This window comes from Streptomyces sp. NPDC042346, from assembly GCF_055581845.1.
The window spans coordinates 1,110,524-1,125,023 of the sequence record NZ_JBVJEH010000001.1; the positions used below are offsets into that span (position 1 = coordinate 1,110,524).

Genomic DNA, 14,500 nt, shown 5'->3' on the forward strand with positions numbered 1-14,500 from the left:
ATATCCCGCACCAAATATCGGGTATGTCCTGATTGATCCCCTGGAAGGGGACGCGGGCCTTCCTGCTGACACACGGCTGGGGAAGTGATCGGGTGTGATCGACACCGACGGCGACTGTGCCGAGTGGCACTTCCCGGCAGAGGCCAATGCCGTGCGCACCGCCCGCCACGCGGTGCGCGAGACCCTGAGGGCCTGGGAGCTCGACGCGGCCCTCGGTGATGTGACCGTCCTGCTGGTCAGCGAGCTGGTGACCAACTCCCTGCGATACGCCTCCGGGCCGATCGGCGTCCGCCTGGTCCGCCCCCGCTCCGACGGCGCCGGACCCGCCCCGCACTCCGCGCTGCTCGTGGAGGTTTCGGATCCACTTCCGGATCCCCCGACGGAGAGACCCGCGGGACCGGAGGACGAAGGGGGCCGCGGACTCGGACTCGTGGCCTGTTCCGCACGGCGCTGGGGGACCCGTAAAGGAAGTACGGGCAAAACCGTATGGTTCGAGCTGGCTCTCCCTGGTGAGTAAACAGGGTGGGACAACGATCACCGGCACTCGGTCCGAAGCGAACGAGACCACCCTGTGATCGTGAACGTCGTGCCGTCGGGGCCTGCCGTATTGAATACTGCGGGCATGGCCGGTCCGGTGCGGTGAGCTGGAGGGGACGGTCGCGTGAGCGAGATATCCGAGACGGCGAGCGGCTTCGTGTGGCAGAGCAGCCCGCCCGGCTCCATCTATGACTACATCCGGGTCGCGTCCTTCTCGATCGGGCCGGACGGCCTCGTCGAGCAGTGGAGCAGGCGAGCCGTGGACCTCTTCGGCGTGACCGCCGAAGAGGCCAGGGGCAAGGACCCGGTCGAGGCCTTCATGCCCGCCGACCTGCGCGAGCGCGGTCACAGGCGGGTCAAGGAGATCCTCGACGGCAAGGAGTGGACGGGCCTCGTCCCCTTCCGCATGCCGGGCGAGGAACATCCGCACGGCATCGCCGAGATGTACGTCATGCCGAGCGAGACCGAGACCGGCGAGCGGGCCGCGCTGTGCATCGTCGTCGATGTGCGCGCCCTGCGCCGCATCGAGACGGACCTCGCCGCCTCCCAGGCGATTTTCGGTCAATCTCCCTTCGGCTTCCTCCTCTTCGGCACCGACCTCACCGTGAAACGGGCCAACCAGCGCTTCGCCACCGTCTTCGGCGGCTCGGCCGACGACCACCGCGGCCGGACCGTCCACGACTACCTCGCCCGGTCCGAGGCCGACCGGATGACCGCCGCCCTCCGGCGGGTCCTGGAGACGGGCGAGTCCGTCACCGACTTCCAGATCATCGGCGCCGCCCCCGGCGCCCGGGACCGCCGCCACTGGTCCATCAACCTCTATCGCGTGCACAGCGGCTCCGGCCGGCCGGTCGGCGTCGCCGGCCTCGGCATCGACGTCACCCGCCGCCACAACGCCGCCCGCGAAGCCGCGAGCGCCCGCCGCAACCTCGCCCTCCTCAACGAGGCCGGCGCCCGCATCGGCAACTCCCTCGACCTGGAGGCCACCGCCCGCGAGCTCCTCGACGTCGCCGTCCCCGGCTTCTGCGACCTCGCCTCCGTCGACCTCTACCAAGGCTTGCTCACCGGGGACGAAGCACCGCCCGGCCGGTGGGGCAGCTCCCACGACGTCGGCTACGGGGCGGGCAGCGCCGAGCTCCGCAGGGTCGCCTTCGCCAGCGCCGTCGCCGACACGCCCCTCAGAACCGACGAGGGCCAGGGGGCGGGCAGCGGCTGTTGCGGACCCGTACCGATCGAGGTCGGGGCCGTCCACCGCTACCCGTTCAACTCGCCGTGCGCGGGAGCGCTGCGGACCGGTCGGATCCGGACGGTGCCGGGCGCCGACGGCGACCTCGTCCAGTCCACGCTGGTCGTTCCGATGGTCGCCCACGACACCGTCGTCGGCCTCGTCCAGTTCTCCCGTACCAAGGGCAGCGAACCCTTCGGGGAGCGCGACCGGGCCCTCGCCGTCGAACTCGCGGCCCGCGCCGCCGTCTGCATCGACAACGCCCGGCTCTACCGCCGCGAGCACGAGCGGGCCCTCATCCTCCAGCGCAGCCTCCTCCCGCCCGGCGACCCCGAGGCCGCGGGACTCGACATCGCCTGCCGCTACCTCCCCGGCACCACCGCCACCGAGGTCGGCGGCGACTGGTTCGACGTCATCGAACTGCCCGGCCACCGCACCGCCCTCGTCATCGGCGACGTCATGGGCCGCGGCCTGCGCGCCGCCGTCGCCATGGGCGAACTGCGCACCGCCGTCCGCACCCTCGCCCAGCTCGACCTGGAGCCCGCCGAGGTCCTCTCCCACCTCGACGAGATCGCCCGCGGTCTCGGCGCCCCCATCGGCACCCAGCAGTCCCGCACCCACAAGTCCCGCGGCCCCGAACTCTCCGAGGTCTACCTCGCCACCTGCGTCTACGCGGTGTACGACCCGGTCACCCGCCGCTGCACCTTCGCCAACGCCGGCCACCTCCCGCCCGTGCTCGTCGAACCCGGCGAGGAGGCCCTGCTGCTCGACGTACCCCCCGGGATGCCGCTCGGGGTCGGCGGCGAGCCCTTCGAGGAGGTCGAGGTCGAACTGCCCGAGGGCGCCCTCCTCGCCCTCTACACCGACGGGCTCGTCGAGTCCCGCGACCATCCCCTGGACGAGGGGCTCAGCGCCTTCCGGCGCGCCCTCACCGATCCGGCCCGCCCGCTCGAAGACGTCTGCGACCGGGTCCTGACCAGCCTGGACACCGGCCACGGCGAGGACGACATCGCCCTCCTGATGGCCAGGATCCAGGGCCTGCCCAGCGAGGCCGTGGGTGACTGGCGGCTGCCCAGGGAGCCCCGCTCGGTCGGCCGGGCCCGCGAACTGGCCCGCACCCAGCTGAAGGCCTGGGACCTCGAACCCCTCGTCGACACCGTCGAACTCCTCGTCAGCGAGCTCGTCACCAACGCGCTGCGCTACGGCGAGGGAGAGATCCGCCTGCGCCTGCTGCGCGACCGCACCCTCGTCTGCGAGGTCTGGGACGCGGGCCTGGTCCAGCCGCGCCGCCGACGGGCCCGGGACACCGACGAGGGCGGTCGCGGCCTCCAGCTGGTCGGGCTGCTCAGCTCCTCCTGGGGATCCCGGCGCACCCCGCGCGGCAAGACCGTCTGGTTCGAACTGGCCCTGCCGGACGGCGGGGGGACGGCCGAACCCACGGTGGAACAGCTCCTCAGCATGTTCTGACCGACACCGTCCACGGCGGGCGGCGGCGCACCGCACCGCCCGCCCGAGCCAGGACCGGATCAGGCCTTGAGCGCGGCCAGCCGGGCCTCGATCTCCGCGCTGTCGCCGAGCGCGTCCAGCTGCTCGAACTGGGCGTCCAGGGAGGAGGCGGCGAGCTCCTGCTTGCCCATCGCCTTCGCCTCCTCCCGGCGAACCTTGTCCTCGAAGCGGCTCAGCTCGCTCGTCGGGTCGAGGACGTCGATGCCCTTCACCGCGTCCATCATGCGGTTCTGCGCCTGCGCCGACTTGGCTCGCGCGACCAGCTCGTCGCGCTTCGCCCGGAGCTCGCCGAGCTTCGCCTTCATCTGGTCGAGGCCGGTCCGCAGCTTGTCCACCACCTCGGTCTGCGAGGCGATCGTCGGCTCCGCCGTCCGCGCCTCCTTCTCCGACTGGAGCTGGCGGCCCAGCGCCACCTTCGCCAGATTGTCGAACCGGTCCGCCTCCGCGGCCTGCCCGCCGGCCCGCAGCTCGTCCGCCTTCCGGCTGGCCGCCAGCGCCTTGCCGCCCCACTCCTTCGCGGCGTCCACGTCCTCCTGATGGTCCTGCTCCATCAGCCGGAGGTTGCCGATCGTCGCGGCCACCGCCTCCTCCGCCTCCGAGATGTTGCTCGAGTAGTCGCGGATCAGCTGGTCCAGCATCTTCTGCGGATCCTCCGCCTGGTCCAGCAGCGCGTTGATGTTGGCCTTCGCCAGCTGGGTGACCCGGCCGAGAACGGTCTGCTTGCTCATGGCTCTTCTCCTTGGAGAGGGACAGGAAAAAGGAAAAGGGGACGCGGAACGCGCGCTCCTCAGAACCGGCCGCCGCCGCCCCGCCGGCCGCGCGTGCCACTGCCGCCGAAACTGCCGGGCCCGCCGCCGAAACCTCCGCCCCCGAAGCCCCCACCCGAACCTCCACCGAACCCCCCGTGTCCGCCTCCCCTTCCCCCGCCGAACAGTCCGCCGAGGATGATGCCGCCGAGCACCGCACCGCCGAGCCCGCCGCCACCGCTTCCCCCCACCCCGGTCACACCGCCCAAGCCGTTCGGGTTCCCATACGTCCGGACGTCCTGCTCGGCGAGTTCCTGCGCACGCCGGGCCAGCGCGTCCGCCTGCTGAGCCTCCGCGAGCGCGGTCTGCGGGTCTTCGGCGTCGGCGAGCGCACGCGCCTTCTCCCAGCGGCGCTGGGCCTCGGCCAGGCGCGTACGGGCCTCGCTGCCCACGGCGCCCCGATGGGTGGTGAGGTAATCCGCGGCCGCGCCGATCGCCGAACGGGCCGTCAGCATCGCCTGATCGAGGAGCGCACGGGCGCGCCGCGTGCCCGACTCGCGCTCCCGCGCGCCCTCCAGCGCCTCGTCGAGCGCCGCGTCGGCCTCCTCGACCCGGCGCAGCGCGCCGATCGGGTCGTACCGCCCGGCCTCCACCCCGCGCCGCACCTCGGCGACCACCGACTCGGCCCGGGCGATCCGGCCCTGGAGATCGGCGGTGGAGACCCCTTCGGCCGTCCCCTTCAACAGGCCGCGGGCGTCCGCGAGGTCCGCGTCCGTCTCGGAGAGCGCGCCCGGCAGCTTGCCCACCGCCTCCGCCAGCTCCTGCGCCCGCCGGTCCACGGCCTCGACGAGCCGGGCCGCCTGGTCGACGGCGCCCTCGGCCGCCCGGATGTGCACGGCCGCCGCGCCGTTGTCCCCGGCGTCGATCTGCTGGCGGGCCTGGTTGACGTGGGTCGTCGCGAACACGAGCCGGTCCTTCGCCTGCTCGATGTCGCCCGCGACGGGCGACGCGGCCGATTCCGCGTACCGCTCGCGCATCGCGGTCAGCGCCGCCTCGGCCAGCCCCATGCGCCCGGTCTGCTCACGGAACGCGGCCTCGACCGTGGCCAGCGCCTCGGGAGCGGTCCGCTCCAGGGCCCGGAGCCGGTCGAAGTCCTCGCTCTCGGCGTCGAGACGGGCGTCGGCCTCGGCGCAGCGCCGAAGGATCTCGTCGAGCATGGACCGGCGGGTCGAGTCGTCCTCGGGAAACGAGTCGTCGAGCTTCTGCCGCAGCCGGAAGGCGGCCGTCAGCTGCTCCTTGGCGAAGGCGACCGCCTCGGTGAAGGGCAGCACCGCCTCCTCGCCGAACTGGGCGGACGCGAAGCCGAGCTCCTCCTGGCTGGTGCGGACGGCGTCGTCGGTGGCGACCAGCGTCAGCCGGGCCTGACCGTCGAGCTCCTCCAGCGACGGCGGTGCGGGCTCCTTCGGCGCGCCCCAGCCCTGGCCGCCCTGCGGGGTGGTGCGGGTCTCGGTCCGCCGACGCCGTTTGGTGTACGCGTAGGCCGCCACGGCCCCCGCGCCGCCGACCAGCACCACCGGCAGGACCAGGTCGGTCGCCGAGGTGCCGTCGTCGGCCGCGGTGCCGGGGTCGGCGGGACCGGGGGTGATCGCCGGAGTGGGGACGGGCAGGCCGGCGAGGACGGCGTTGTAGCCGTTCGCCGCGCCGATGGCGGCGCCCGCCCAGTCGTTCTGCCGCAGGGCCGGTTCGATCGCGGTCCGGGCCACGTCGTCCAGCTGCTCCTGGGTGAAGCGTGAGGCCGGGTCGACGGAGTGGCCGTACTGCCGGTCGTGGGTGGCGACGGCGAGCAGCAGGTCCTCGACGCCGAGGCCGTTGCGCTCCGCGGTGGCGTCGGCCCAGCTCTGTCCCGAGCGCCCGGAGAAGTCCCGTACGTACACGACGAAGAGCTGCACCCGCCGGTCGTCGTAGAGCCGGTCGAGGGCCTGGACCACGGAGGGGCGGCGGTCGCCGAGGGCTCCCACCCGGTCGGTGATCTGCCCCTCGCGGGACAGGGCGACGGGATCGTCGGCGTGGGCACCGTGAACGGCGGGCACGATGAGCCACCACGCCGCCACCAGTACCGCGAGAAGGGCTCGGGTGGCTATTCGCGTCACAAAGTGGAGGCTATGTCCCGGTATGAGCCTTCGCGACCGGACCGGCGCCGTCCGGAAACCGTTCGAGCCCGTACGACGTCACTGTCTGTGGCCGCCTCTACGGTGGCCCCAGTGACACGACGGCTCTTGGGGGGCTCGGGTGAACCGACGGTTGAGAGGCATATGGCGGCGGGGGCGCTGGTTCGTCCTCGCACTGGCCCTGGTGCTCGTCCTGCCCCTGCTCACCGGAGCGGTCGCGCTGCGTCTCAACTACACCGGCGACGTCAGGGAGGACGCGCGGACCCGGGGCAAGGACGCCATCTGGCTCGGGCACGCCTGGGTCGACGGGCGGAAGAAGGACGCCGACCTCGCGGCGTTCGCGGCCCGGATCAAGGGCACCGGGATCCGCGACCTGTACGTCCACGCCGGACCGCTGCGGCACGACGGCACCCTGCCGGCGGCCAAGTACCCCCGGGCGAAGTGGCTGATCGACGCGGTCCACCGCACGATGCCCGGGATACGGGTGCAGGCGTGGCTGGGCGACGTCCTCGCCACCGAGGGACCCGACGGGCTGCGCCTGGACAAGGCCGAATCCCGGGCGGCCGTGGTCACCTCGGCCCGGCAGATCCTGGACGCCGGCTTCGACGGGGTCCACTTCGACCTGGAGCCGCTGCTCTCCGACGACGGGAACTACCTGTCGCTCCTCGACGACCTCGGCGAGCTGACCCGGGCCCGGAAGGTGCCGCTCTCGGTCGCCGCCCACCAGATCGACCCGGTGCCGGCCGCGCACTCGGTGAACGGCGCGCTCAGCGGCAGCGAGAAGTGGTGGTCCCAGGAGTTCTTCGGGCAGGTCGCCCGGCGCGTCGACCAGATCGCCGTCATGTCGTACGACACGTGGATGCCACTGGAGGGCCTGTACGGCGGCTACGTCGCCCAGCAGACGAGCCTCGCCCTCGAAGTGACACCCGAATCCACCGACCTGCTGATGGGCCTCCCCTTCTTCCACGAGGACGACCTCGGCCACCACGAGAACGCGGAGACCGTCGCCGCCGCGATCCGCGGCACGAGGCTCGGCCTCGGGCGCACGGACCACGACCGCGAGCGGTTCGGCGTCGCGCTGTACGTCGACTTCGCCGCGGAGGAAGGGGACTGGGCGGCCTACCGCGAGGACTGGCACTGAGCGGGCCCCGGACCGGCCCCGGACCGGCCCCGGCCCCGCACCAGGTGGCGGCGCTCAGATGCTCGATCGTCTCGTAGCCGCCGCCCGGAACCTGCTCCTGGCCGTGCTCCGGCAGCATCGTCCGCAGCAGGCCGTGCTCGCTGCGGTCGGAAACGTACGACGATCCATGAAGGGTCCAGCTCCCCACTGCGGATGTGACGGGAGCCGGCGGCTGTCAGGTTCCGCCGGCTCCCGGGTCTGGTGGTGGTTGCTCCCGGGCCTCCGGGCGCTCGGAGGACCGGGGCGGTGCGGCCGCCCCGGGCCTCAGCCCGCCTGACGGTCCGTGCGCGGCAGCTCCCGGCTGCGGCCGAGGCCGCCCAGCCAGACGGCGGAGGGCTTGGCGGTGCGCGCGAAGGTCTCCGGGTCGAAGGAGATCAGGCCGAAGGTCGGCTTGAAGGAGCCCCACTCGTAGTTGTCCAGGGCGCTCCAGTGCAGGTAGCCGCGGACGTCGAGACCGTCCTCCAGGGCGGCGGCGACCTCGGAGAGCGCCCCGGTCGTGTAGTCGACGCGGCGGCTGTCGTCGGCGGTGGCGATGCCGTTCTCCGTGACGATCAGCGGGACGTCGCCGACGACGTCGGCGGTGTGGCGCAGGGCGTGGCCGAGCGCGGCCGGGTAGTACTCCCACTGCGTCAGCGTGCGCTCGCAGTCCTCCGGCGCCGGGATCGGGCCCTCGGGGCCGATCTTGGTCCGGGTGTACGACTGGACGCCGATCCAGTCGTCCTCGCGGGCCGCCTCGATGAAGACGTCCTCGCGCGGGTAGCGGTAGGCGGCGGCGACGTCCTGGGCGCCGGGGAGGGCCTGGTAGACCTGGTTCGCGATGGACCAGCCGACCTGGATGTCGGGGTTGATCGCCCTGACCTCCTTGACGGCCGCGTGGTGGGCGGCGATGACGGCCCGCGTGGTCTCCTCGTCGGGGGTCGGCAGGCCGGCCGGGGGGAAGCCGATGTCGCCGGCCTTGGCGGCCCCCGCCATCACGGCGATCATGTTGGGCTCGTTGATGGTGCAGACGTGGCCGACGCCCTCGGCGATGACGGGCGCGGTCGCCGCGACGTAGCGGGCGAAGAGCTCCACGGCCCCCTCGGCGGTCCAGCCGCCGCGCTCCTCGAACCACTGGGGCACGGTGAAGTGGTGCAGGGTGACCATCGGGCGCAGACCGCGCTCCAGGGCGCCGTCCACCATGCGGCGGTAGTGGGCCAGTTCGGCCCGGGAGAAGCGGCCGGGGGCGGGCTCGACGCGGGCCCACTCGACGGAGAAGCGGTAGTCGGTGAAGCCGAGCTCGGCCAGCAGGTCCATGTCCTCGCGCCAGCGGTGGTAGCTGTCGGCGGCGTCGAGGCTCGGCTCCTGGATGTGGGTGCCCTCGGTGTGCTCCTTCACCCACCAGTCGCTGTTGGTGTTGTTGCCCTCGATCTGGTGGGCCGCGGTCGAGGCGCCCCACAGAAAGCCCTCGGGGAACGGGTACGGGGTGTGCGTCATCGGCATGTCTCTCTGAGGGGATGTGCGTACGTCGGAAGGGGGCGGCTACTTCATGCCGGCGGTGGCGATGCCCTGGGTGAAGTGGCGCTGCATCACGAGGAAGAGCAGCAGGACCGGCAGGACGACCAGGAGAGACCCGGCCATGAGCATGCCGTTGGAGCCCGCCGACTTGTTGGGGTCCGTGGCGAAGGTCGCCAGCGCCACCGGAAGCGTGTACTTGTCGGGGTCGTTGGTCGCGATCAGCGGCCAGACGAAGTTGTTCCAGGACCCGAGGAACGTGAAGATCGACAGGGCCGCGAGGGCCGGTTTCACCAGCGGCATCACGATCCGCCAGAAGATGTACCACTCGCGGGCCCCGTCCATCCGGGCCGCTTCGATGAGCTCGTCGGGGATCGACTGCATGAACTGGCGCATGAGGAAGACCCCGAAGGCCCCGGCGGCGAAGGGCAGCACCAGACCCGCGTAGGTGTCGATCAGCTGGAGCTTGCTCATCAGGACGAAGAGCGGCAGCAGCATCAGATTGCCCGGCACCATGAGGGCGCCGAGGACGAGCCCGAAGAGCTTGTTGCGGCCGGCGAACCTCAGCTTGGCCAGGGCGTAGCCGAGCATCGAGCAGAAGACGAGGTTCGCGACGGTGACGAGCACGGCCACGATCAGCGAGTTCATGAAGTACAGCGGCAGGTCCAGCTTGTCGAGCAGCCGCGAGAAGTTGTCGAGCGTCCACTCGGTGGGGATCCACACCGGGGGACTGGCCGTCAGCTCGCTGCTGGTCTTGAAGGCCGAGAGGGCCATCCACAGGAACGGGGCGGAGAAGACGAGCAGGCCGAGGGAGAGCAGCAGATAGACGAGGGACTTCTTGAGCCGGGAGGCCGGGGCCGGGGCCGGGGCGGGCGCGGAGGCGCGGGTGAGGCTCATTCGGTGTTGTCCTTCAGCAGACGGAGCTGGAGCACCGTGACGGCCATGATCACGACGAAGAGCACGTAGGCCATCGCGCTCGCGTAGCCCATGTGGAAGAAGTTGAAGCCCTCGCGGTACATGTGGAGCGAGACGGTGAGGGTGGAGTCCGACGGGCCGCCCTGCATCATCACGAAGGGCTCCTCGAAGACGTTGAGGTAGCCGATGGTGGTGATCACCGTGGCGTAGAGCAGCGTCGGCCGCAGCAGCGGGACGGTGATGTGGCGGAACTCCCGCCAGCCGCCGGCGCCGTCGAGCCGGGCGGCCTCCCTGACCTCGGTCGGGATGGCCTGGAGTCCGGCGATGATCAGCACCATGACCGTGCCCGTGTTCCGCCACACGGCCATGGCGATCATCGACGGCATGGCGAGTTTCTCGGAACCGAGGAAGTCGGGTGAGGTGAGCCCCACTTCGCTGAGGAGCCCGGCGATCAGGCCGTCGGAGGGGTCCAGGACGAAGCGCCAGACCACGGCCACCGCGACGATCGTGGTGACCACGGGGGCGTAGAAGCCGACCCGGAAGAAGGTCCTCGCCCGGTCGATGCCGTTGTTGAGGAGGACGGCGACGGTCAGACCGAGCAGCAGGGTCAGCGGGACGCCGATCACCACGAAGTACGCGGTGTTGAAGAGCGACTTGAGGAACTTCTCGTCGCCGAACAGCTTGGCGTAGTTCTCGAAGCCGACGAAGTTCGCCTCGAACGGGCGGGTGACGTTGCGGAGCCCGAAGTCGGTGAAGCTCATCGCCAGCGTGGCGACGATCGGGAACGCCATGAAGACCGCGAAGAGAGCGAGGAAGGGAGTGGAGAACAGCCAGCCGGCGCGGTTCTGCGTGCCGAGCGAGGCCCTCCCGGGCCCGCGCCCGGAGCGGGCGGCGGTGGCCGGTCCGCCGGCCGGGGGCGTCGCGGCCCCCGGCACGGCGGCCCCCGGCCCGGCGGGCGCCGGGGTCTTCTGTCCCTTGGCCGCGCGGGCGGCCGGTCCGGTCGTGGTGCCCATGTCTCCTACTTCACGAGGCCTTCGACCTCGGACTGCGCCTTCTCGGCGGCGTCCTCGGCGGAAGCCTTGCCCTGGGTGACGGACTCGATCGCCGCGTCGACCTTGGAGGTGATCTCGGACCACTTGGGCAGGGCGGGGGAGACCTTGGCCGTCTCCATCTGCTTGCGGAAGACCTGGAGGCCGGCGTCCTCGGCCAGCGCGCCGGTCTTCCAGGCGGCGGTGTTGGCGGGGAGGTCGCTGGTGCGCTCGTACCAGTCGGCCTGGCCCTTGGCGTCGGTCAGGTAGCGGATGAACTCCTTGGCGGCGGCCTTGTGCTCGCTGTCCTTGGAGATCACCAGGCTGGACCCGCCGGCCATGGAGACGGACGTCTTGTCGGAGGGCACGGGGCCGACGGCCCACTTGCCGTCGAGCTGCGGGTACTGCTCCTTGAGGATCGACATGATCCAGGGGCCGGAGAAGAACATCGGGACGTCACCGGTGTTGAAGTCCTTCAGGACGTCGTAGCCGGGCTGGACGCTCTTCTTGGTGAGGCCCTTGTCGAAGTAGGAGCCGTACTCCTTGAGGGCGCGGACCGAGGCGGGGCTGTCGAGGACCGCCTTCCCGTCCTTGTCGACGATCTCGCCGCCGGCGGAGTAGAGGAAGGGGTAGAAGCTCTGGACGGTGTCGAGGCCGTTCCCCTGGACGTAGAGGCCCCACTTGGTGCCGGCCTTCTTCTGGTAGCCGGTGGCGGCGGCCTGGAGGTCGGACCAGTTGGCCGGGGCTTTGGTGACGCCGGCCTTCTGGGCGAGGTCGGTGCGGTAGTAGAGGACGCGGGTGTCGACGTACCAGGGGACGCCGTAGGCGGTGCCGTCGACCTCGCCCTGCTCCCAGCCGGCCGGGAAGAAGTCGGCCTTGTGGAAGGCCTGGGTGTCGACGGGTTCGAGGACGCCGAGCTCGGCGAACTCGCCCAGGTAGGAGCCGCCCATCTGGGCCACGTCGGGGAGGGTGCCGGCCGCGGCGGCGGAGACCAGCTTCTGATGGGCGACGTCCCAGCCGACCGGGGTGACCTGGACGGTCACGTTCGGGTGGGCCTTCTGGTACTCCTTCGCCACGTCGCCGAGCTTCTCGCCCTCGGCACCCATCGCCCAGACGGTGAGCGTCTGCTTCTCGTCGGCGGCGGCCCCGCCGCCCGACGAGGATCCGCAGGCGGTGATGCCGAAGGCCGTCGCGAGGGCGATGGCTGCCGTGAGGGTTCTGGCGGCGCGATGCATGGACGGCTCCTCCTTGAGCTCCGACCGGATGTATGCGCTGTCTGTAAGCGCATACATCACTGTGCTGCGGCGTCCCGGGGCTTCGCAAGAGGGGGTTGGGTCACATTCCTGCAACATGCGCGACACCCGGATGTGTCGTCCCCGTCGCCCTCCGCACCGTAAGCGTGATGTGTGGCCTATGAAAGTATTTGTGACCCATTCGTCGTCGGCTAGGTTCGTCGCCCGTGGACATCACAGAGACCCCGGGCGCGACGGCGCTCGCGCACGACTTCCCCTTCGATCCGGGCTACGGATACGGGCTCGACCGGCTCCTCCGGGTGCCGGCGCCACCGGAGCCGGAGGGGTTCGAGGCGTACTGGCGCGAGCGGTACGAAGCCGCGCTCGCGGTCGATCCCGCGCCCGAACTCGGGGCGCTTGAGGAGGTGCGGGACGGCGTCCGGATCCACGGGGTGACCTTCGCCTCCGTCGGCGGTGTACGGCTCGGGGGCTGGCTGGCCCTGCCCGAGGAAGGTCCGGCGGAGCGGGGCTTCGTGATCGGGCACGGCTACGGGGGCCGCGACCGGGTCGGGCCGGACGTCCCCCTGCCGCTGCCGCGCTCGGCCGCGATCCTCCCCTGCGTGCGGGGCATGGGCGAGCGGGGCCGGGTGCCGGGCATCCCCGACGTCGCCTTCCGGCACGTCCTGGAGGGCATCACGAGCCGGGAGACGTACGTCGTCGCGGACTGCGCGGCGGACCTGTGGTGCGCGGCGACGGCGCTGCGCGCGCTCGTCCCCGAGGTGGCGGAGCGACCGCTCGGCTATCTCGGCGGGAGCTTCGGCGGCGGGCTCGGCGCGCTCGCCCTGCCCTGGGACGCGCGCTTCGGTGCCGCCCGGCTGACCGTGCCGACCTTCGGCAACCACCCGCTCCGGCTGACCCTGGCGTGCGTGGGCAGCGGGCAGTCGGTACGCGGGTACGCCGCCCGGCATCCCGAGGTGGTCGAGGTCCTGGCGTACGCGGACGCGGCGATCGCGGCGCGGCGGATTCGGGTGCCGGTGCTCGTCGCGGCGGCGCTGTTCGACCCGGCGGTGCCGCCGCCGGGTCAGTTCGCGGTGCACAACGCGCTCGGCGGCCCGAAGGAGCTGCACGTCCTGACGGCGGGCCACTTCGAGCACGCGGGCCTCGCGGAGGAGACGGCGGCGCTCGGCGGGGCGACGACGGCGTTCTTCGAGCGGACGCTGGGGGCGTAGCGCCCGGGGCCTACGCCGGGGGAGTAGAGGCCCCCGGGGGCCCACGCCCCGACCCCTCAGGCGGTGATCAGCAGCCGCAGCTCTGGCGCTTGGCGACGGTCACCGGGAGCATCAGGGACTCCGGGGTCCGCTCGCGGTCGCCCAGGCGCTGGACGAGGAGCTCGACGGCCTCCTCGCCCAGCCGGCGCATCGGCTGGCGGACCGTGGTGAGCGTGGGCCGGACCAGCCGGCTCAGCGGGATCCCGTCGAAGCCGGTCACGGCGATGTCGGCGGGGACCCGCAGCCCCCGCCGCTCCAGCGCCTGGAGCGCGCCGACCGCCATCTGGTCGTTGGCGAAGACCATCGCCTGCGGCGGCTCCCCGCCCCGGTCGAGCAGGGCCTCGGCCGCGCGGGCACCCTCGGCCTGGGTCATCAGGGACGCCCGTACGTCAGGGGCGTCCGGCACCGGGAGCCCGGCGTCGCGGCAGGCGGCGGCGAACCCCGCGAACCGCGCCTCGACGTCCGGCGACTCCTCGGCCGCGCCGACGAAGACCAGGCGCCGCAGCCCGTGGTCCTCGATCAGGTGCCGGGTGAGGGCGCGCTGCCCGTCGGCGTTGGCGACCTCGATGTGGTCGAGGTGGTCGATCTCCCGGGGACCGGCCAGCATCACGACCGGCAGGCGGCGCGAGATGACGTCCAGCTCCTCGGTCGGCACGGTCTGCGCGAGGACCGCGAAGCCGTCGACCCGCCCCGCGACCTGGTTGACGAGCGTCTGCGGCCCGCCCTCCAGGGAGGCGGCGATCAGCAGCGCGTACCCGTGCCGCCGGGCCGCCCGCTCCATGCCGCGGATGATCTGGTCGCTGTAGAGCATGGCCGCGTCGTCGTCCTCGACGCCGTCCTCGATCCCGATCGTGTCCGGGTCGGAGTAGTCGGGGAAGCAGAGCCCGAGCACGCCGGTGGTCCGGCTGGCCAGGCCGCGCGCGCTGCCGCTCGGGACGTAGCCCAGCCCGCGGGCCGCCTCCAGGACCCGGTCGCGGGTCTGCTCGCGTACCGAGTCGGGGTTGCGGTACACCCGCGACACCGTGGCAATGGAGACGCCCGCGCGCTCGGCGACGTCGTACACAGTGGGGGCACTCACCGGCCGACCATCCGTCCTCTTCGTTGCAGTCGTGTTGTCGCAGTCGACTTGTTGCAGTGTGAAAGCGCATTCACACTAGGGCGGCGCGCGCCCGGGCGGCAACTGTGCCCCCGCGCGCCGGTGCTC

General features: G+C 72.1%; 11 protein-coding genes. 4 read left to right on the forward strand and 7 right to left on the reverse strand.

The features are described 5' to 3' along the window. Positions 1-94 precede the first annotated feature (94 nt). Both ACZ6K0_RS05340 and ACZ6K0_RS05345 read left to right on the forward strand, forming a co-directional pair. Positions 95-517, forward strand: coding sequence for an ATP-binding protein (locus tag ACZ6K0_RS05340; protein ID WP_376402295.1), 423 nt, complete (start codon positions 95-97; stop codon positions 515-517). A 144-nt stretch (positions 518-661) separates the two neighbouring features. Further along, positions 662-3,229: a SpoIIE family protein phosphatase gene (locus ACZ6K0_RS05345; RefSeq protein ID WP_469227796.1), complete on the forward strand. Its 2,568-nt coding sequence runs from the start codon at positions 662-664 to the stop codon at positions 3,227-3,229. A gap of 59 nt (positions 3,230-3,288) precedes the next feature. Here the strand turns inward: ACZ6K0_RS05345 and ACZ6K0_RS05350 are convergent, their stop codons facing one another. Together ACZ6K0_RS05350 and ACZ6K0_RS05355 are read right to left on the reverse strand one after the other, a co-directional pair. Beyond that, a complete protein-coding gene (locus ACZ6K0_RS05350) occupies positions 3,289-3,996 on the reverse strand; it encodes a PspA/IM30 family protein (protein ID WP_376402300.1) in 708 nt (235 codons plus the stop codon). Between the two features lie 59 nt (positions 3,997-4,055). Further along, positions 4,056-6,164 carry a TPM domain-containing protein gene (locus ACZ6K0_RS05355; protein ID WP_469227794.1) on the reverse strand — a complete coding sequence of 703 codons (2,109 nt, stop codon included), beginning with the start codon at positions 6,162-6,164 and terminating at the stop codon, positions 4,056-4,058. 151 nt (positions 6,165-6,315) lie between these two features. Between ACZ6K0_RS05355 and ACZ6K0_RS05360 the strand changes: the two genes are divergently transcribed. Next, the gene (locus tag ACZ6K0_RS05360; RefSeq protein WP_376402306.1) at positions 6,316-7,323 is read left to right on the forward strand and encodes a glycoside hydrolase family 18 protein; all 1,008 of its coding nucleotides are present in this window, start codon (positions 6,316-6,318) and stop codon (positions 7,321-7,323) included. Between the two features lie 303 nt (positions 7,324-7,626). On the opposite strand, the gene ACZ6K0_RS05365 is transcribed toward ACZ6K0_RS05360, so the two are convergent. Genes ACZ6K0_RS05365 through ACZ6K0_RS05380 form a run of 4 tightly spaced genes read right to left on the reverse strand, consistent with a single transcriptional unit; the run spans position 7,627 to position 12,031 of the window. Beyond that, positions 7,627-8,835 carry a glycoside hydrolase family 1 protein gene (locus tag ACZ6K0_RS05365; RefSeq protein ID WP_469227792.1) on the reverse strand — a complete coding sequence of 403 codons (1,209 nt, stop codon included), beginning with the start codon at positions 8,833-8,835 and terminating at the stop codon, positions 7,627-7,629. Between the two features lie 45 nt (positions 8,836-8,880). Next, a complete protein-coding gene (locus tag ACZ6K0_RS05370) occupies positions 8,881-9,750 on the reverse strand; it encodes a carbohydrate ABC transporter permease (RefSeq protein WP_469227791.1) in 870 nt (289 codons plus the stop codon). Next, on the reverse strand, positions 9,747-10,781 hold the full coding sequence (locus ACZ6K0_RS05375; protein ID WP_469227789.1) for a carbohydrate ABC transporter permease: 1,035 nt from the start codon (positions 10,779-10,781) through the stop codon (positions 9,747-9,749). Before ACZ6K0_RS05375 ends, ACZ6K0_RS05370 begins: the two co-directional genes overlap by 4 nt. Before the next feature lie 5 nt (positions 10,782-10,786). Next, positions 10,787-12,031, reverse strand: coding sequence for a sugar ABC transporter substrate-binding protein (locus tag ACZ6K0_RS05380; protein WP_469227788.1), 1,245 nt, complete (start codon positions 12,029-12,031; stop codon positions 10,787-10,789). A gap of 224 nt (positions 12,032-12,255) precedes the next feature. Here ACZ6K0_RS05380 and ACZ6K0_RS05385 point away from each other — a divergent pair, with 224 nt between their 5' ends. Continuing rightward, the gene (locus tag ACZ6K0_RS05385) at positions 12,256-13,257 is read left to right on the forward strand and encodes an acetylxylan esterase (protein ID WP_469227786.1); all 1,002 of its coding nucleotides are present in this window, start codon (positions 12,256-12,258) and stop codon (positions 13,255-13,257) included. Positions 13,258-13,324: 67 nt separating this feature from the next. On the opposite strand, the gene ACZ6K0_RS05390 is transcribed toward ACZ6K0_RS05385, so the two are convergent. Then, positions 13,325-14,374 (reverse strand): LacI family DNA-binding transcriptional regulator, encoded by a 1,050-nt coding sequence (locus ACZ6K0_RS05390; RefSeq protein WP_376402323.1) that lies wholly within the window; start codon positions 14,372-14,374, stop codon positions 13,325-13,327. Positions 14,375-14,500: the final 126 nt, after the last annotated feature.